At 44.4% G+C, this 19,641-nt stretch carries 18 protein-coding genes; all 18 read right to left on the reverse strand.

The features are described from left to right. Window positions 1–10 precede the first annotated feature (10 nt). Entirely contained in the window at window positions 11–640 is a 630-nt protein-coding gene (locus DXD06_RS07215; RefSeq protein WP_117831192.1) for a 4'-phosphopantetheinyl transferase family protein, read from the reverse strand. Continuing rightward, window positions 633–1,499, reverse strand: coding sequence for an undecaprenyl-diphosphate phosphatase (locus DXD06_RS07220; RefSeq protein ID WP_117831235.1), 867 nt, complete (start codon window positions 1,497–1,499; stop codon window positions 633–635). The genes DXD06_RS07215 and DXD06_RS07220 overlap by 8 nt, the downstream gene beginning before the upstream one ends. 14 nt (window positions 1,500–1,513) lie before the next feature. Beyond that, a complete protein-coding gene (locus tag DXD06_RS07225) occupies window positions 1,514–3,040 on the reverse strand; it encodes an ASKHA domain-containing protein (RefSeq protein WP_117831193.1) in 1,527 nt (508 codons plus the stop codon). Between the two features lie 80 nt (window positions 3,041–3,120). Beyond that, complete coding sequence (locus tag DXD06_RS07230; protein WP_117831194.1) at window positions 3,121–4,413, reverse strand: adenylosuccinate synthase; 1,293 nt, start codon at window positions 4,411–4,413, stop codon at window positions 3,121–3,123. A 175-nt stretch (window positions 4,414–4,588) separates the two neighbouring features. Further along, the gene (locus DXD06_RS07235; RefSeq protein ID WP_117831195.1) at window positions 4,589–5,455 is read right to left on the reverse strand and encodes a DegV family protein; all 867 of its coding nucleotides are present in this window, start codon (window positions 5,453–5,455) and stop codon (window positions 4,589–4,591) included. Window positions 5,456–5,636: 181 nt separating this feature from the next. After that, window positions 5,637–7,265 carry a chaperonin GroEL gene (gene groL / locus DXD06_RS07240; RefSeq protein ID WP_117831196.1) on the reverse strand — a complete coding sequence of 543 codons (1,629 nt, stop codon included), beginning with the start codon at window positions 7,263–7,265 and terminating at the stop codon, window positions 5,637–5,639. A gap of 56 nt (window positions 7,266–7,321) precedes the next feature. Then, entirely contained in the window at window positions 7,322–7,606 is a 285-nt protein-coding gene (gene groES / locus DXD06_RS07245; protein ID WP_022045124.1) for a co-chaperone GroES, read from the reverse strand. A gap of 112 nt (window positions 7,607–7,718) precedes the next feature. Beyond that, complete coding sequence (locus tag DXD06_RS07250) at window positions 7,719–8,093, reverse strand: hypothetical protein (RefSeq protein ID WP_022045123.1); 375 nt, start codon at window positions 8,091–8,093, stop codon at window positions 7,719–7,721. A gap of 19 nt (window positions 8,094–8,112) precedes the next feature. Further along, window positions 8,113–8,895 (reverse strand): Cof-type HAD-IIB family hydrolase, encoded by a 783-nt coding sequence (locus DXD06_RS07255; protein WP_243000911.1) that lies wholly within the window; start codon window positions 8,893–8,895, stop codon window positions 8,113–8,115. Window positions 8,896–8,974: 79 nt separating this feature from the next. Next, on the reverse strand, window positions 8,975–10,351 hold the full coding sequence (locus tag DXD06_RS07260; RefSeq protein WP_117831198.1) for a M14 family zinc carboxypeptidase: 1,377 nt from the start codon (window positions 10,349–10,351) through the stop codon (window positions 8,975–8,977). 34 nt (window positions 10,352–10,385) lie between these two features. Further along, entirely contained in the window at window positions 10,386–11,171 is a 786-nt protein-coding gene (locus tag DXD06_RS07265; protein WP_117831199.1) for a CPBP family intramembrane glutamic endopeptidase, read from the reverse strand. 21 nt (window positions 11,172–11,192) lie between these two features. Next, window positions 11,193–11,840: an HAD hydrolase-like protein gene (locus DXD06_RS07270; RefSeq protein ID WP_117831200.1), complete on the reverse strand. Its 648-nt coding sequence runs from the start codon at window positions 11,838–11,840 to the stop codon at window positions 11,193–11,195. After that, on the reverse strand, window positions 11,840–14,071 hold the full coding sequence (locus tag DXD06_RS07275; RefSeq protein ID WP_117831201.1) for a DNA gyrase/topoisomerase IV subunit A: 2,232 nt from the start codon (window positions 14,069–14,071) through the stop codon (window positions 11,840–11,842). Before DXD06_RS07275 ends, DXD06_RS07270 begins: the two co-directional genes overlap by 1 nt. Window positions 14,072–14,108: 37 nt before the next feature. Next, window positions 14,109–16,022, reverse strand: coding sequence for a DNA gyrase/topoisomerase IV subunit B (locus tag DXD06_RS07280; RefSeq protein ID WP_117831202.1), 1,914 nt, complete (start codon window positions 16,020–16,022; stop codon window positions 14,109–14,111). A gap of 30 nt (window positions 16,023–16,052) precedes the next feature. Further along, window positions 16,053–17,147 (reverse strand): PucR family transcriptional regulator, encoded by a 1,095-nt coding sequence (locus DXD06_RS07285; protein WP_117831203.1) that lies wholly within the window; start codon window positions 17,145–17,147, stop codon window positions 16,053–16,055. 82 nt (window positions 17,148–17,229) lie between these two features. Continuing rightward, window positions 17,230–18,342 (reverse strand): ABC transporter ATP-binding protein, encoded by a 1,113-nt coding sequence (locus DXD06_RS07290; RefSeq protein WP_117831204.1) that lies wholly within the window; start codon window positions 18,340–18,342, stop codon window positions 17,230–17,232. Window positions 18,343–18,527: 185 nt separating this feature from the next. Beyond that, on the reverse strand, window positions 18,528–19,172 hold the full coding sequence (locus tag DXD06_RS07295; protein ID WP_117831205.1) for an orotate phosphoribosyltransferase: 645 nt from the start codon (window positions 19,170–19,172) through the stop codon (window positions 18,528–18,530). 33 nt (window positions 19,173–19,205) lie between these two features. Continuing rightward, entirely contained in the window at window positions 19,206–19,640 is a 435-nt protein-coding gene (locus DXD06_RS07300; protein WP_022045113.1) for a dUTP diphosphatase, read from the reverse strand. Window position 19,641: the final 1 nt, after the last annotated feature.

Raw genomic sequence — 19,641 nt, forward strand, 5'->3', positions numbered from 1 at the left:
CCTCCAGATATTAATCTAACATTTTACATACAAAATCGCAAGTCCTATCTTCCTGCGTACAGACACTGATCAGATATCTGTCTTTTATGGTTCCCAGCGGAATTTCTTTATAGTATTTCCCATGCAGGGTATCCACGGTATGAAATGCCTTTGTCATTCCTTCCCCGGTCATTTTCACATAGCTTTCTTTTCTTGTCCAGAACCGGAGCAGTTCCTGCGGATCATCCCCGGCATCTTTCCACCAGTTCCATTCCGCTTCCGTTAATATCCGCTTTGCCAGCTTCTGATTGCGGGCTTCCTGCCAAAAACGGTTCTGCTGTTCCACATCCACACCTACCGGGACATCCGACAGTGCTCCCACTGCGTATGCTCCCGCATGGCTTAAATTAAAGAAAACCCCATCTTTTTTCAGACGCGGCTTTCCATGTCCTTCCAGCCCAAAAGATTCTTCGGCATAAGGGATCTGTTCTTCCAGCAGCATATGCCGGAGCAGAAGACCCGCCGCAATGGATCTGCTGCGGTTTTCTTTTCCTTTTATTGTTCTTACTTTCTCCCTGCGGCTCTCCACAAGAAGAGACAGCGAATTCTCCTCTTCTTCCGGACGCTGGAAACAGACCGGCCGGATATATAGTTTAAGCATGTAATGCTCCTAAAAATCCACACGCCAGCACAAAAATGCCAAGAATGATCCTGTAATATCCAAACACCTTGAAATCATGTTTTTTAATATATCCCATCAGAAAACGGATAACGATCAGGGAAACCACAAATGCAATGACACATCCTACAAACAGGATAATGACCTCAGATGTCGAAAAATCCAGTCCAAACTTTGCAATCTTTAGGATACTGGCACCAAACATAACCGGAATGGCAAGGAAAAACGTATACTCTGCCGCAACAGTTCTGGACACCCCGATCAAAAGTGCTCCGACAATCGTTGCACCGGACCGGGAGGTTCCCGGAAAGATCGCAGCGATCAGCTGAAACAGGCCGATAAAAAGTGCCGTATCGTAACCGATATCCGCAAGCGTATGGATTCTGACATTTTTCCCTTTATGGGAATTCTCAATCAGAATAAACGCAATACCAAACAGAATCAGCATGACAGATACCATCTGGTAATTGTAAAAATGTTTCTCCACCCAGTCATCCGCGAGAATACCAATCACCGCTGCCGGAATGACAGAAACCAGAATATGAAACCACAATTTAAAAATATCTGTTTTGATCCATGCGCCCGGTCCCCGTTTTGCCAAAGGTGCCACGTTATTTTTTCTTCCAAACGGCCAGATCTGACTCCAGAATAAAACAACGACTGCAAGAATCGCCCCCAGCTGGATTACGACCTCAAACATGCTGTAAAATTCATCACTTACCTTCAGTTTGACCACTTCATTCAGCAGAATCAGGTGTCCGGTACTGCTAATGGGAAGCCACTCGGTCACGCCTTCCACAATTCCAAATAAAACGGCTTTTAATACCTCAATCAGTTCTATCATTTTTTTCCTTTCTATCGCTTACTTTCGTCAAAATCCATCTGATCCATATATTCCTGCGAAAAATCCGGATGGGTAGACAGCTCTATATAATGCATACTTTTCCGGATTGTTAAAAGCTGCTCTCTTGCTTTTTGGGAAATAGCTGCGGATACCGCACCTTCTCCGGCCGCGTTTCCAACCGACTCCGTAATCGGAAGTAATTCCTTTGGAATCAGTCCAATCGCCGCTGCCGATTCTTTTTTCAGATAGCTGCCAAAACCACCAGCAAGAACGACATGATCCAGCTGTTCATACGGAGTGTGGCTATCCTGCAGCAGAATCCGCATTCCGGCTGCAAATGCTGCCTTTGCAAGCTGTAGTCCCCGGATATCTTCCTGCGTCACACATACCTTATGTGCCAGCCAGACACATGGCTGTCCGGCATATTCTCCCAGATATTTCCGGTAAGCAACTGAGACCGACTGTTTCTGCTTTAACAATCCTGTGTGATCAAGAAGCCCCATCTCTAAAATAACCGCAAGTGCATCAATCAGACCGGAACCGCAAATACCACATGCCTCCTCGTCTCCGATTACCTGCACTCGGATTCTCCGCTGGTCAAGCCAGACATGGGATATTGCTCCGACCGCTGCCGGCATTCCCATCGCCATCTCCGCACCTTCAAATGCAGATCCGACCGCCGTGGCACAGCAGTAAATCTGCTCTTCGTTTCCGACCGCCATCTCTCCGTTCGTTCCAATATCCAGAAGAAGCACTTTCTCTTTGGGGTTCTTCTGCATCACTGCCAAAAGATCCGAAGTAATATCCCCTCCGACAAATCCGGCAACCGCCGGTGCTATGTATACCGATCTGCAATCCGTAAGTCCAAGCTGCTCTCCGGTATACTCTTTTCCAAAGAATTCCTGCGGCATAAACGGCGTCACCCCGATGGAAACAGGCGAAATTCCCGCAAACAGATGACACATTACCGTATTTCCCACCACGGCAAGACGGTGAATCTGTTCCTCTCTCCCTGCTTTTTTCTGCAGCGTCCGAAGCATCTGTGCAATCTGAAAAATGATCTGTTCTTTTAATATCTCCAGTTTTCCTGCTTCAGATGCCTGAATGCGTGAAAGCACATCCGCACCAAAGCTTCTCTGTGCGCTTGGTTCACTGACCGTTGCCAGCTTTTCTCCTGTCTTTCCATCAATCAGATGGCAGACTACTGTCGTTGTGCCGATATCGCATGCCGCATCCAGCCCTTCTCCGTCATCCGCCGGATAATGTGTGACAGTTCCGTTTTCTGCAATTTTAGACTTCTGTGCACGAAGCTGCACCTCCGGAATTGTGATGCGCATCCCATCGGTTACTTTTGTCATACAGGCGAGTACCTCCCCCATATGTTCCACCTCTACGGTACACTTTCCGCATCTTCCCCTGCCACCGCATGGTGCCGTCAGCACATGGATTCCATGTTCCTGAAGTGTCTCTAAAATGGTTTTTCCTTCTTCTGCATCAAGTTTATGTGATTTTTTTTCAATTATTACTTCTATCTGCATAGGCTTTCTTATACTCTAAAAGCAGCAAACCGGATCAGATTCGATTCGCTGCTTTTTACAGGCTCTGTTACTTGTTTCGATTACTTGTTCAGAGAAGACTCACGGTAAATGATATCATCTCTTCCCGGTCCGTTGGAAACCATGGTGATCGGATATCCAATCTGTCCCTCGATAAACTCAATGTACTTGCGGCAATTTTCCGGAAGTTCTTCATACTTCTTGATACCGCGGATGTCACATTTCCATCCCGGAAGCTTTGTGAGTACCGGCTTTGCCTTCTCCAAGAGACTGGTAACCGGAAATTCGGTTGTCACTTCTCCGTTGATCTCGTATCCGGTACATACCGGAATCTCATCCAGATATCCTAATACATCAAGTACCGTAAATGCCACATCGGTTGTTCCCTGCAGACGACAGCCATATTTGCTGGCTACACAGTCGAACCATCCCATTCTTCTCGGACGTCCGGTGGTTGCACCGAACTCTCCACCATCTCCACCGCGACGGCGAAGTTCGTCTGCCTCATCTCCGAAAATCTCACTTACAAATGCACCGGCACCTACAGCAGAAGAATATGCCTTACATACGGTAATGATCTGTTTGATCTCATATGGCGGAACTCCTGCCCCGATTGCACCGTATGCAGCCAGTGTGGAAGATGAGGTAACCATTGGATAAATTCCGTGATCCGGATCTTTTAATGTTCCAAGCTGTCCTTCTAAGAGAACCGTCTTTCCTTCTTTGAGTGCCTTGTCCAGGAATAAGGAAACATCACATACATATGGAGCTACCATATCGCGGTACTCATGTAATGTATTTAATAATTCATCGGTATCAATCAGTGGCTTGTGATACAGATGCTCTAAGATAACATTCTTCTGTTCTGCAACACGTGCTACCTTTTCTTTTAACAGTTCATCGTCGAAAAGTTCACTTACCTGGAAACCGATCTTTGCGTATTTATCTGAATAAAACGGAGCAATACCAGATTTTGTCGATCCGAAAGATTTTCCTCCCAGACGTTCCTCCTCGTACTGATCAAACAGTACGTGATACGGCATCACAATCTGTGCACGGTTGGACACAAGAATCTTTGGCATCGGAACGTTGCGGTCTGTGATGGACTTAATCTCTTTGAAAAGACGTGGAATATCAAGTGCCACACCATTTCCAATCACACTCGTTGTATGACTGTAAAATACTCCGGACGGAAGTGTATGTAATGCAAACTTTCCGTAGTCATTTACGATTGTGTGTCCTGCGTTCGCACCTCCCTGAAAACGTACAATAATATCGGCCTGCTTTGCAAGCATGTCCGTAATCTTGCCTTTGCCTTCGTCGCCCCAGTTAGCGCCAACAACTGCTTTAACCATCTTTTATTCCTCCTGTATGTCTGCTTTAACTTTCCGTGCGCACTTTTTTACGCACGAAAACGGACAGGTGTAAAAACCCATCCGTTTTTACTTTATGATTATAAAGGATTCCCACTGAAATTACAAGTCATAAACTTTAATTTGTTAGCATATTAAAGTTTCCAAAAGCTGCCTGCTACGCTTCAATCTTTTTGGAACATGCGATCGCAAGTGCTCCCGGTCCGATATGACAGGCAATGGATAATGACAGTGGCTGCATGACGATCTCATTGTCCGGAAAGACAGCCTGCACTTCTTCTTTGAATGCCTCAGCGGCTGCAGTGTCAAATGTATAGGCCAGTTCCAGATTCATCTTCTCCCCATTTGGGCTGTGAAAACGCTTCTCAAAATCATTTTTCATAGCTTCGGTCATGATGGTTTTTGCCTGCTTTACCGTACGTGCCTTTGCAAATGCATCCAGCTTTTCTCCCTGGATCTGTAATACCGGTTTCAGTTTCAGTAAGGTTCCCAGTGCTGCTGCAGCCGGTGTAATACGTCCGCCCTTTTTCAGATACTCCAGTGTATCGACCATAATGTATATAGAGGATTCAAATTTTTCCTTTTCCAGAATCTCTTTGATTTCTTCTGCACCTTTTCCCTGCTCTGCCAGCATTTTGGCATCGAGCACGGACTGCCGCATTGTTACGGAAATACGCTGGTTATTGACTACCTGTACTTTTCCGTCATAGTCCTGGGAAAGCATATATGCCGTCTCACAGGAACTGCTTAAGCCCGAAGACATCGGTATGTATACAATTTCATCGTATTCTTTCAAAAGTTCATCCCATTTATCGGTCACATCTCCAACCAGCGGCATGGAGGTTTTGATCTCTCCGCCCTCTTTGAGTTTCTGATAAAACTGCTCCTGTGTCAGGTCAATATCTTCATAAAACATCTGTCCGTTAATATAAAAAGGCATCGGCATTACCACTACGCCAAGTTCTTTTGCCTCGCTTTGTGTAATACCACTGTTACTGTCCGTTACAACAATCACTCGACTCATTTTTTCCACTCCTGATTTTCGTTGTTTTTCCAAACGGTTCCTTTGTCTTTGAACCGTTACGCTTTTACTATCATATCATAGGACAAAAAAAATGAAAAGCCTTGATTTTCAAGGCTTTTCATATCTATTTCACATAGTTTTTGATACTATGTTTACTTTATAACGCAACGGTTATGTCCGATTACATCATTCCGCCCATTCCCGGAGCACCGCCAGCTGGCATTGCAGGAGTATCCTCCTTAATGTTTGCAACTGCAGACTCTGTAGTAAGTAAGGTAGAAGCAACGGATGTTGCATTCTGCAGGGCACTTCTTGTAACTTTGACTGGATCAAGAATTCCAGACTCTACCATATCAACGTATTCTTCTGTAGCTGCGTTGAAACCGGTTCCTGCTGCAGATTCTTTTACTTTATTGATGATAACAGCGCCTTCGAGACCTGCGTTTGCTGCAATGTAATATAACGGAGCTTCCAGTGCTTTTAAGATAACCTTCGCACCTGTCTTCTCGTCTCCCTCTAAGGTATCAGCAAGCTCTGCAACCTTCTTGGAAGCATGGATATATGCAGATCCACCACCTGCGATAATACCTTCCTCGACTGCTGCACGGGTAGCATTTAAGGCATCTTCCATACGAAGCTTTGCTTCTTTCATCTCGGTCTCTGTTGCAGCACCGACACGGATGACTGCTACGCCGCCTGCCATCTTTGCAAGTCTTTCCTGTAACTTTTCTTTGTCAAATTCAGAAGTAGTTTCCTCGATCTGTCCACGGATCTGTTTGATACGTCCCTGAATCTTATCCTTGTCTCCGGCGCCATCCACGATAACGGTGTTCTCTTTCTGAACCTTAACGGATTTTGCACGTCCGAGCATATCCATGGTGGTATCTTTCAGCTCTAATCCAAGATCGGAACTGATTACCTGACCACCGGTAAGGATAGCGATATCCTCAAGCATAGCCTTTCTTCTGTCACCATATCCAGGAGCCTTGACAGCTACTACATTGAATGTACCACGCAGTTTGTTTACGATCAGTGTGGTAAGTGCTTCTCCCTCGATATCCTCAGCGATAATCAGAAGTCTTGCACCGGACTGTACGATCTGCTCCAGCAGTGGCAGGATATCCTGAATATTGGAAATCTTCTTGTCAGTGATTAAGATATATGGATCATCGAGATTTGCTTCCATCTTATCCATATCGGTGCACATATAAGCAGATAAATAACCTCTGTCAAACTGCATACCTTCTACCAGATCAAGCTCTGTCTGCATGGTCTTGGATTCTTCAATTGTGATGACACCATCGTTGGTAACTTTCTCCATAGCATCTGCTACCAGATTACCAACCCCTTCGTCACCAGCAGAAATAGCTGCAACTTTTGCAATCTGCTCCTTGCCCTTAACCTTCTGGCTCATTTCCTTTAATGCCTCAACAGCAGCATCTGTTGCCTTTTTCATACCACGTCTTAACACGATCGGATTTGCTCCTGCTTCCAGGTTCTTCATTCCTTCCTGAACCATAGCCTGTGTTAAAACGGTAGCGGTAGTTGTACCATCACCAGCAACATCATTGGTCTTTGTTGCAACTTCTTTTACGAGCTGTGCACCCATGTTCTCAAATGCATCCTCAAGCTCCACTTCTTTTGCGATTGTTACACCATCGTTTGTGATCAGTGGAGCACCAAAGGATTTATCCAGTACAACGTTACGTCCTTTCGGTCCTAATGTTACACGAACGGTATTTGCTAATTTATCGACACCTGCACCAAGTGCTGCTCTGGCGTCTGAACCATATTTAATCTCTTTTGCCATGACTACAATAACCTCTCTTCTTTAAAATTCAGCCTATAATTTCCAATTTATAAAAACTACTCAACAATTGCAAGAATATCATTCTGTCTTACGATAATGTACTCTTCCCCATCCAGTTTTACTTCTGTCCCTGCATATTTGGAATAGATTACTTTCTGGCCTTCTTTTACCTGCATAACGATTTCTTTTCCGTCTACTACTCCGCCAGGACCTACAGCGATTACTTCTGCTTCCTGTGGCTTCTCCTGTGCTGCTCCCGGTAATACGATACCGGATGCGGTAGTCTCTTCTGCTTCTAACTGTTTTAATACTACTCTGTCTGTTAATGGCACTAATTTCATTACAAATAGCCTCCTTTTCGCCTTTACTAGCACTCACTTTATTCGAGTGCTAACTCTTTCTGTAAATAAAATATCACTGTTGTTTTTCATTGTCAACAGTGATACTCAATTTTTATATTTTTTTTAGATTCCCGGAATTCACTTTCTTTGTATGCTTTATTATTTCATCGTACTGTGCATACATTTTTTGTGTTTCGTTTTCAAGTGTATAATAATGAAAAATATACGGCACAAGAAGCACAAGGAGCAGCATGGTAAAACCATAGAGTGTCATGATCCCCGTCAAAAGCGGAGCAAACAACGACAGTACCGTTATCACAGCAAATGTAACCGTTACAATCAGATGAATCAGACGTTCGTGCTGGAAAAATCCAATCTGAACCAGATGTTCTTCCAAAATACATTCCCATTCCTCATATGTTTTCTCTTCTTCGTCTGCCAGAAGCCGGTCCACACGTTTCCGGTACTCTGTAATTCTTTTTTTCATTTCTGCCTCGATTCAGACTCTATATTAATCCATAGTGTTCCATTGCATGCTTTATTCCATCATCGTAGATATCCGTTGTCACAAATTCAGCCGCCTCTTTTGCCGGAGGTGTTCCGTTTCCCATGGCAATTCCATGTCCCACAAAAGAAAGCATATCCAGATCATTGACACTGTCACCAATCGCATAGGTATCCTCATTTTTAATACCCATATGCCTGCAGAGCCAGTCTATCCCGGTCGCTTTCGATGTTCCTTTCGGAACAAATTCCACAACATGTCCCTCGTGTTCGAGACAGTCAAAATCCGCATCCAGCTCCTTGCGCACCCGTTTATAATCGGTTGTTGGCAGGATATCCCCTGACATTTTATTAATGCGGATCTCCGGTGAATAACCTTTTAATATTTTAGCAGATGCTCCCATTGCCTCAAAAAGATACAGCACATAGGGATCCGTCCTGAAATTTTCTTTATCTATCCAGTGGCAGTCCGGGCCTTCCAGCACAATCGGCATCCGGCATTCTTCCATGACCCGGACAATTTTTTCTGTCAGTTCCGGGGAAAGAATATTTTCATACAGAACCTTTCCATCCATCTCCACATGGTTTCCGCATGCTGCAACAATTCCGTCAAAGCCGATCCCAAGCAGCCGCTTATCGTTTATATTGCTGCGGGATCTTCCACTGCACAGAAATGTCTTATGTCCGTTTTTGTGCAATTGTCTGATGGTTGGAATTGTACTTTCCGGAATCTGCATTTTTTCATCCCACAGCGTTCCGTCTATATCAAAAAATATGTATGCCATTTTTACTCTCCTCATCTGTCAGCTGTTTCCCCTATACTAGCATAATCCGGCAGATGCGTCAAAGTATCCTGATTTTTTTCTATTTCAATGCATTTGCAATCCGCACAACAACATATCTGTTTTTCTGGAATTCGATCTCATACTGCCAGTGCGGGCACGGTGCTACTGAACTTCCAATCTCAATGGTAATGGAAGGTTTATTAAGCAGATCCATCACATACTCCCGGTACTGTCCTCCCCAGGACTTTCCGCTGCCGCTATCCGGGGCTTTGCTGTATCCGGTAATTTTCTTTGCGATATCATACATTTTATAGGTATCTTTTTTCAGGCTTCCTTTCGTACAGTCCCCGTAAATAATTCTTCCCATGGCATGGTAATTCACCACACCCTGCAGATTTTGCTGTTTCATCAGCTGTCTGGTCAGCGTTGCTACTGCATAGGACTCCGGCTCGCTCAGTGCTTTTGGTCCGGAATATCCCTGTTCCCCTTTTTTCCCACCTGGAATAAAATGTTTTGCCGGAAAATTCCGGTTTAAATCCACCCCACGTCCATTGGATTTCCATCTGGAATGTTTTGTCTGGGAAATCGTCACCCCATCCGGGTTTGCCATGACAATATAATGGATCTGCATCTTCTGGAGGACATTTGACATTTTGACACCACCGATGGTTCCGTTATAATTTTCCAGATAATACTGGATTTCCTTCATCATGACTGCAGAACAGATATACTCTCTGGCATGCAATGTACTGACAATCAGAAGGGATTCCTCTGCATCCGGGTTTCCGATTGCAAAATCATAGATTCCACGTCCCTGCACAGAAGTTCCGATTTTGGTCATCTCACAGTAATCACTGTACTGCTGTGCCAGTTCCTGCATGTCTTTTTTCATCTGGCTGTATGTATACTTCTGTGACCGGATCTGTACGGCCTCTGTATTCGAAAACGTGACTTTTGCAGCCTCATCCGCTTCCTTCTGCTCGTTTTTTGCAACAATTTTATATGTATATGTCTTACCGGATGATACGTTTTTATCGGTATAGGATGGCTTGCTGCTCTCAGCAAGTTTTTTGTATTCCCCTCCGGCTGTTTTCCGGTAAATCACATAGGAAGTGGCATCGCTGCTTTTTTCCCATTCCAGATATACCTTTGTTTTTCCCTGTTTTGTTGTATGCAGTCCCTCCACGGCAGAAGGCTTTGGCAGTTCTTCCGGCTGTTGGGTATCATCTGGCTGCTGGATATCTCCCGGCTGTTTGGTATCATCCGGCTGCTGCGTATCTCCCGGCTGTTTTGTATCATCCGGCTGCTGCGTAGTATCCGGTGTTACATGATTACTCTCGGTATCCGTTACCGTGGCAGTATTTGCGGCATCTTCTGCATAAATACTCTGTGGGCACTGTGCCAGCATTCCAGCCACAAGTGCCCCGCAAATTACTTTTTTCCATAAACATTTCATCTTCTTTTGTACTCCTTTTTTTATTGTCTTTTATTTAGGCGATTGTTTTTCTGTCAGACAAATACCTCCACATCAGCACAATCCCAACTCCCAGTATCATCAGGGAAAATATCCATGCGACCGCATCTCCCCTGACACTGAAATCCAGCCAATGCGTTTCCGTCCGGACTACCGCAATAAAATTTGCCGTCATATGTCCGATCATGGATGCATAGACATTTCCCGCGCGATCCATCAGAAGTGCGAGCACCACACCGAGAATCAGTGCGTAAATGAACTGCACGATATTGACATGCACGGCTGCAAAAATCAGTGCCGAAATTCCAACCGCAAACGGTTTCGACAGCATATCTTTTAATCTTCCAAAAAGAATCCCCCGGAATACCAGTTCCTCCAGAATCGGGGTAAACACTGCCAGACAAAGAATTTCCATTCCTATTGTACTTCCGTAAAAATCGGTATTTGCCTGCTGGTAACCCATCGAAATTTCCGTCAGTTTCGTCATGGATATGAGATTGTTCAGGGAAATTCCAAGGCACGCCATAATCCCAGCCGCAAAAAGCGCATGACAGATACGCTCCCGGCTGATTCCAAACGGCTGCTTTGCAATCCCTGCCAGTGCCTGTCCCTGACGATAAAACGGAAGCATGGATGGAATTGTAAAAACAGTGGCAATCAGCTGACAGAACACATAATGTGTGGCATCTCCTCCAAATGCCCACTGTGCAATTGTCATAATAATCAGCATCACCGCATAATAAAAAAGAAACGGGTATAAGATATACCAGATCTTTCTCAGCGTCTCCTTAAAAGTTTCCATGATATACCCTCCCGTTTTTCTTTATTGTTTCTTTAACATGCCCGGCAGTTCTTCCATAGAATCGCACACACCGATCACGCCTGCCTCTTTCATTTCCTTTACATCTCCAAAACCAAAGCTGACCGCAAGACACGCAATTCCAAGTTCTTTCGCCCCGTTGACATCAAACATCGTATCCCCGATCAGACACATCTCGGATTTTGGAATATGACTCCAGCGGTGCATGACTTCCTTAAGAATCTCGGATTTTTTATCCCGTGTACCATCAAATGTTGCACCTACCACATCATCAAAAAGCGGAAGAATTCCAAAATGCTCCAGAATCCGTTTGCAGGATACTTCCGGCTTGGAAGATGCCATGCCAATCCGGTATCCCTGTTCTTTTAATGTACGGATACACTTTTCCACACCCGGATATAACTTACACTCAAAAATTCCCGTCGTATTGTACCGTTCCCGGTATTTCTGCACAGCCTCATACGCTTTTTCATGCGAAAATCCATAATATCTTTCAAAACTCTCCGAAAGCGGCGGCCCGATAAACCGGTATAATTTTTCCGTATCCGGCTCCTTAATTCCGTAAAAATCAAGCGTATATAAAACACATTTTATGATTCCCTCGGAAGAATCAATAAGCGTTCCGTCCAGATCAAACAAAATGGTGTTCATTATTTCTTTACTCCTTTGGTATCACGGTTTCCCACATGCAGACGATGCAGGGCAACCGGCTTTCCTTTCACCTCGACCTCTTTCTCCTCACCTTCATGCAGCACATGAATACTTTTCAGTTCATCCCCGGCAGCCAGTTTCATGCCACGCACGCCCACCGCACCTTTCTTTTTCTGCGGAATTTGTGCACAGTCAATCCGAAGAAACATATCTTTCTTTGTTGCCATCACCAGTGTATCATTTTCTTCCAGCGGACATACCGTTAGTACTTCATCTTCCTCTCCCAGCTTTGTTGCCGCCGTTGTCTTTTTTGCGACCACAAATTCCATACCGTCCACAACTTTGATCATGGCATATTTTGTGCCAAATAACATCCTGTGCGAGCTGACATGTTCAAGACCTGCCAGATATACAACATTCTCTTCTTTACTGTCATAATTGCAGAGGTTGTCAATCGGTGTTCCTTTATCCCGGAATTTTCCATATGGAAGATCAAGCACTTTTAGCAGATGCATCTGTCCCTTGTCCGTAAAGATACAGATTTTATCCGTATTTTTGCACGTAAAGATATGCCTGTATTCCGCGTTTGCCGCCTCTTTATTTCTCTCATAGACAGAAGTATCCACAATCTTTGCATATCCGAAGCGGTCCATCAGAAAGACAACATCCTGCTCCTCGATCTTCTTTGCTGCAACTACAGCTTCTTTCAGATTGTCAATCACGGTTTTGCGCTCTTTGCCATAAGCTTTTTTAAACGCGGTCAGCTCTTTGATGATTACTTTTGCCATGGAAGAACGATGCTCTAAAATATCCTCGTATTTTGCAATATTTTCCAGTGTCTCATCATGTTCTTTCATCAATGCTTCAATTTCCAGACCGATCAGTTTATACAGACGCATTTCCAGAATGGCCTGTGCCTGACGATCCGTAAAATTTAACTGCTGTGCCATGATCTTTGAAGATGGATTCTTAAAGGTAATATGATCGGTATTTCCGTCTGTCAGACAGGCTTTTGCATCTTTGATGCTGCGGCTGCCGCGTAAAATCTCAATGATCAGATCAATGACATTGCAGGCGCGGATCAGTCCTTCCTGGATTTCTTTTTTGTCCTGTTCTTTCGCCAGAAGGGTCTGGTACTTTCTGGTTGCAATCTCATACTGGAATTTCACATGATGACGGATGATCGGCACGACGCCCATCGTCTCCGGTCTGCCATCCGCTACCGCAAGCATATTGACACCAAAGGTGTCTTCCAGCTTGGTTTTCTTGTACAGCAGATTCTCCAAAGCCTCGATATCTGCTCCCTTTTTCAGCTCCAGAACAATACGGATTCCTTCTTTGGATGACTGATTGGTAATATCGGTAATGTCACTCGTTGCCTTGGATTCTACCAGACCGTAAACATCATTTAAAAACTTCCCGATATTGGCTCCGATCATGGTATACGGAATCTCCGTGATTACCATACGGTCTTTGCCACCTTTGCCCTTTTCGATCTCAATTTTGCCACGAATCTTGATCTTGCCGATGCCGGACTCATAGATTGCCGGCAGGTCATCCTTATTGGCAATGATGCCTCCGGTCGGGAAATCCGGTCCCGGAATATACTGCATCATCTCTGCGGTCGTGATATCCGGATTTTTCATATAGGCGATCACTCCGTCAATCACCTCGCCAAAATTATGCGGTGGAATGGAAGTTGCCATACCGACAGCGATCCCTTCCGCACCGTTGACTAAAAGGTTCGGCACCTTGACTGGTAAAACAACCGGTTCTTTTTCCGTCTCATCAAAATTCGGCATGAAATCTACAACATTTTTGTCCAGATCCGCCAGATACGCTTCCTGTGTCACTTTCTGCAGACGTGCCTCTGTGTATCGCATGGCAGCGGCGCCATCCCCTTCTATGGAGCCGAAATTTCCATGTCCGTCTACCAGCGGCAGTCCTTTTTTGAAATCCTGTGCCATAACAACCAGCGCATCATAGATGGAAGAATCTCCATGCGGATGATATTTACCCATGGTATCTCCGACAATACGTGCACTCTTACGATACGGTTTGTCATAGCGGATTCCCAGTTCATACATATCGTAAAGGGTACGACGCTGCACCGGCTTTAATCCGTCACGGACATCCGGCAGCGCACGGGCAATGATGACACTCATCGCATAGTCAATATATGATTTTTGCATCAATTCCGAATACTCGGTACGAATGATACTCTGTTCCATTTTGTTTCTTCCTCACTCCCAGAAAATCTGATCAGATCTATACATCTAAGATCGCATCGTTTGCATGTTCATAAATAAAGGCCTTCCGCGGCGGCACATCCGTGCCCATCAGCATGGCGGTGACATCCGATGCCATACGGCCATCTTCAATCTCTACGCGCTTCATGACACGTGTCTGCGGATTTAACGTAGTCTCCCACAGCTGCTCCGCATCCATCTCTCCGAGACCTTTATAACGCTGCAACGTAAAACTTCCGGTATGTGTTTTCCGGTATTTTTCCAGTGCCGCATCATCATAAAGGTACTCTTCTTTCCCTTTTGACGGAATCACTTTGTACAATGGCGGCATCGCCACATACACATGTCCTTCAAAAATCAGTTCCGGCATAAACCGGTAAAACAGTGTCAGAAGCAGCGTGGAAATATGTGCCCCGTCCACGTCGGCATCTGCCATGATAATAATCTTGTCATAGCGCAGCTTACTGATATCAAAATCATTTCCATACCCTTCCGAAAAACCACAGCCGAATGCGTTAATCATCGTCTTAATTTCCGCATTGGCAAGCACCTTGTCGATACTTGCTTTCTCTACATTTAAGATCTTTCCGCGGATCGGCATAATCGCCTGATACATACGATTTCTCGCCATTTTTGCGGAACCGCCGGCAGAATCTCCCTCCACGATAAAAATCTCACACTTTGACGCGTCGCGGCTCTCACAATTGGACAATTTCCCATTCGAGTCAAAGGAAAACTTCTGCTTGGTCAACAGATTGGTTCTCGCCTTTTCCTCTGCTTTTCTTATCTTTGCCGCTTTTTCTGCACAGCCAATGACCGTCTTTAAGGTTTCTAAATTCTTGTCAAAAAATAATGGAACTTCATCACTTGTCACTTTCGCTGTCGCGCGGTTTGCATCCTGATTATCCAGCTTGGTCTTTGTCTGTCCCTCAAACCGTGGGTCCGGATGTTTGATGGAAATGACTGCTGTCATTCCGTTTCGCACATCTGTACCGTTAAAGTTTGCATCCTTTTCTTTTAAAATTCCAAGTTCTCTGGCATAAGAATTGATAATCGTCGTAAAAGCTGTCTTAAAGCCTGTCAGATGTGCCCCACCTTCGGAATTGTAGATATTATTACAAAATCCCATGATATTCTCATGGAACTCACTTGTATACTGGAAAGCAGCTTCTACCTCAATGCCTTCACTTTCCCCTTTGAAATAAATGACATCATGCAGTACCTCAAGATTGTTGTTGAGATCTTTGACAAATCCAACGATTCCATCCGGTTCATGAAACTCTATATGTTCCACTTCCGGTTTTCTGCGGTCCTCGTAAATAATCGTCAGTTTCGGATTCAGATAAGCAGTCTCATGCATCCGGCTTTTCACATCGTCTTCCCGGAATCTGGTCTTTTCAAAGATTTCCGGATCTGGAAGAAAATTAATCTTTGTTCCGGTCTTTTTGGTCTTTCCGATCTTTGGAAGAAGTCCATCTTCGAGCTCTACCACCGGATGTCCCTGTGCATAGCGGTCATGATACACATATCCGCCCTGGCTGATTTCCACATCCATATAGGTGGAAAGTGCATTGACTACCGAAGATCCGACACCATGCAGTCCTCCACTTGTCTTATAAGCATTGTTATCGAATTTTCCTCCTGCGTGCAACGTAGAAAATACAACGCGGGCAGCCGATACTCCCTTCGCATGCATGCCAACCGGAATTCCACGTCCGTTGTCCTCTACCGTACAGGAACCATCTGCCTCAAGGGTGACCCAGATTTTATCGCAGGCACCCGCCAGATGCTCATCTACAGAATTATCGACAATCTCATAGATCAGATGATTGAGTCCTTTGGTCGTTGTACTTCCGATATACATTCCCGGACGTTTCCGGACCGCTTCAAGCCCCTCCAGTACCGATATACTGCTTGCATCATATCCTGACATGTTCCTCTATCTCCTTACTATCCTGCTAAATTACATTTGATCTCTCATGTGAGCAATCACCATCACTGCAATCCGAAAAGTCATCGCATCGTCAAACGTACGGATATCCAGTCCGATTGCTTTCTCGATACGTTCCAGACGATATACCAGAGTATTGCGGTGCACATACAGCTGTCTTGCCGTCTCTGATATATTCAGATTATTCTCAAAAAATTTATTGATAGTAGACATTGCTTCCTCATCATCTAAGATGTCCGGAATTTTCTCACCGAATACCTCTTTGATAAACATATTACATAAACTCATCGGAAGCTGGTAAATCAGACGCCCGATGCCAAGCTTTCCGTAAGAAATTGTGTCATACTTTGCATAAAAAACACGGCCGACTTCGAGTGCCATCCGCGCTTCCTGATACGATTCCGCAATTTCCGGCAGCTGTGTCACAACATTTCCATAGCCGACACGCACACGGATCATTGCTTCCATATGTAAATTATCTGCAAGACTGCCTGCAATTTTTGACAGACGATCTTCCATCTCCTCCTCTTTTATATGAGAAACATCTTTTACCAGTACAATACTGTGCTGATCCACGCAGGTCACAAAATCTTTTGAACGAATATCTGCCAGATTTTTTACCAGTTCCATCGCCACATCGTTATTTTTACTTCCTGTATCAATGACGAAAACAACACGCGGCACTTCCTGGATATGGTGCTTTTTGGCTTTTCCGTAAATATCTACAATCAGCATATTCCCCAGAAGGATATTCTGCATAAAATTATTGCGGTCAAACTGCTCCGCAAAACTCATAACCAGATTCCGGATCTGACAGACTGCCATCTGTGCGCATACAAGAAATGATTCCTCATTCACCAGACAGACTAATATGTATTCCGTTTCCCCTTCCACCATCACTTTGTATAAATGATAATCCTGATAGGTCTGTTTTTCAGCAAGCGATTCTGCGAAATCAACGACCACCTGCTGTTCTAACGCCTCTGGTAACGGCATGTCTTCCGTGTGTGCTACCAGCTTCCCCTTGGCTGTAAACAACGCCGTATCCATGCGGCTGATCTCTTTAATTTCGTTTAATGAATTCTGTAATTTCTGATTTGAAAGCATATACTCTCCTATTATTTGAAAGAACCCGGGTGTAAATACAAACACCCGGGCTCAAGATTTACAACTATATAATTTTAACGGACTAGTTGGTAATTGTCAATTCTGTTTCCTTGTCGAATACATGAATCTTATGAGGATCAAATGCAAGCTTGATATGATCGCCATAACGAGCAGGTGTATCAGAATCTACTCTTGCAGTCATGTTTGCACCAGCTACAGAGTAGTACAGTAATACTTCTGCACCAAGTAACTCGTATCCTGTTACATCAGACTCGATGACACAGTCACCATTCTTCTGGATCATCTCAGGATCATCAGAGATATCTTCTGGTCTGATACCTAATACAACTGTCTTTCCATTGTATCCGCCTTCTTCAAGCTTCTTAGCCTTGTAATCTGGAAGAACTACAGAGTAATCACCAAATGTTAATGTAGCCTTGTCACCCTGGATAGAGCACTTTGCATCGATGAAGTTCATCTGTGGAGATCCGATGAATCCAGCTACGAATAAGTTGTTAGGCTCATTGTATAACTTCTGTGGAGAATCAACCTGCATGATAACACCATCTTTTAATACAACGATTCTGGTTCCAAGAGTCATAGCCTCTGTCTGATCATGTGTTACGTAGATGATTGTAGCACCTAATCTGTTATGTAAAGAAGCGATCTCAGATCTCATCTGTACACGAAGTTTTGCATCCAGGTTGGATAAAGGCTCATCCATAAGGAATACCTTAGGGTTACGAACGATTGCACGACCCATGGCAACACGCTGTCTCTGTCCACCGGAAAGAGCCTTTGGCTTACGATCCAGTAACTTCTCCAGATCAAGGATTCTTGCGGCTTCCTCAACCTTTGCTTTGATCTCATCCTTCGGAACTTTTCTTAACTTAAGACCGAATGCCATGTTATCAAATACTGTCATATGTGGATACAGAGCGTAGTTCTGGAATACCATTGCGATATCTCGATCCTTTGGCTCTACATCGTTCATTACTTTTCCGTCGATGATCAGATCACCGGAAGAAATTTCCTCCAGACCTGCGATCATACGAAGTGTTGTAGATTTACCACATCCAGATGGTCCTACGAAGATGATAAACTCTTTATCTGCAACATCCAGATTGAAATCTTTTACTGCCTCAAATCCGTTTGGATATACTTTGCAAACATTTTTTAATGATAAACTTGCCATTTGAAAAACCTCCTGATTTTTGCTTTTCGTTATTTTTTCTTTAGATGAAGTTTCTTTAAACTTCCTGATAAATGTATGATAACGGAATCTGCCCGAAATTGCCACCGTCAATCCGTCCAAATATTTACATGGTTTCTTGGCGAAATAACGAAAGGGGACATTGTTGTAAACAATGCCCCCAAAAATTACAGCTTTGAATATCCAAAACCGTTAACCATCGCCTCAATCTTTTGTCCCTGCCGGCAGAGCGGACAGTCTGCAACCGGATATGCCGCATATCCGGTGACATCATTTTCATCAAAAAGTGTCTCGACTTCTACGCCGTCTACCGAATTGATCGTTCCGAATAAAGAAGCCACCCACTCGATCTCTCCTCCGTAATACTGGATACACTCGAGTGCTCTGCGGATCGTCTCACCGGTTGTCGTAGTTGCTAAAAGAAGCACCACATGCTTTCCTTTGATCGCACCCTTGTTATTGTCACGGAACAGCATCTGGTTGTTGCTGTTGATCTCCGGAGAAATTACATACACCGTCTCATGCTGGTTGGTCGTTCCCATAATTCCACCGTTTTGGATTTCTTCTGTCAAAAACGTACCGACCACTTCTGTACCATCCATACATACAATTGTATCCACGTATTTTGTCTTTGGAATTCTCGAATACAGTACATGTGCCGCCTGTTTTGCTTCCGCCACACGTGTCTTGATACTTGTCACATCCACATAATAATTAATGTGGGAATGACTCGTTGCAAAATGTCCGTGCATGGCATGCAGCGCCAGCATGTTGCTTTCTTTTGAATAAAATTTCATCATACGATCTTCCATAGTATAATCCTCCTTCTCCTGTTGCTGTTATTGTTATGATAATCCGGTACTGCCAAAGCCACCGCGATCTTTCCCCGTCAGATGTTCCACCTTTTCGAATACAATCTCCGGCTGATTTTCCACGATTCGAAACTGTGCAATGCGGTCATTTACGTGGATCACGGTATCCCTGGTTGCATAAACCGGCATCCGCCACATATCGTTGTCCCCGCAATAGGAACCATCTACAATTCCAACACTGTTTGTCTGGATAATTCCCCAGTTTTTAAATGTGGAACTGCGCGGCACAAGATGTGCCTCATATCCCTTTGGAAGTTCCATTGCCACGCCAAGCGGGATCAGTGCAAACTCTCCCGCTTTTAAAGTTACTTCTTCCGAAGCCCGCATATCAATCCAATCGGATTTTCCTTCAATGTAATCCAGCGGTTCGATTTTGTCTGTAAAATATTTAATCTTGATTTTCTGCATA

Source organism: Roseburia sp. TF10-5, from assembly GCF_003462365.1.
Taxonomy (GTDB): domain Bacteria; phylum Bacillota; class Clostridia; order Lachnospirales; family Lachnospiraceae; genus Roseburia; species Roseburia faecis.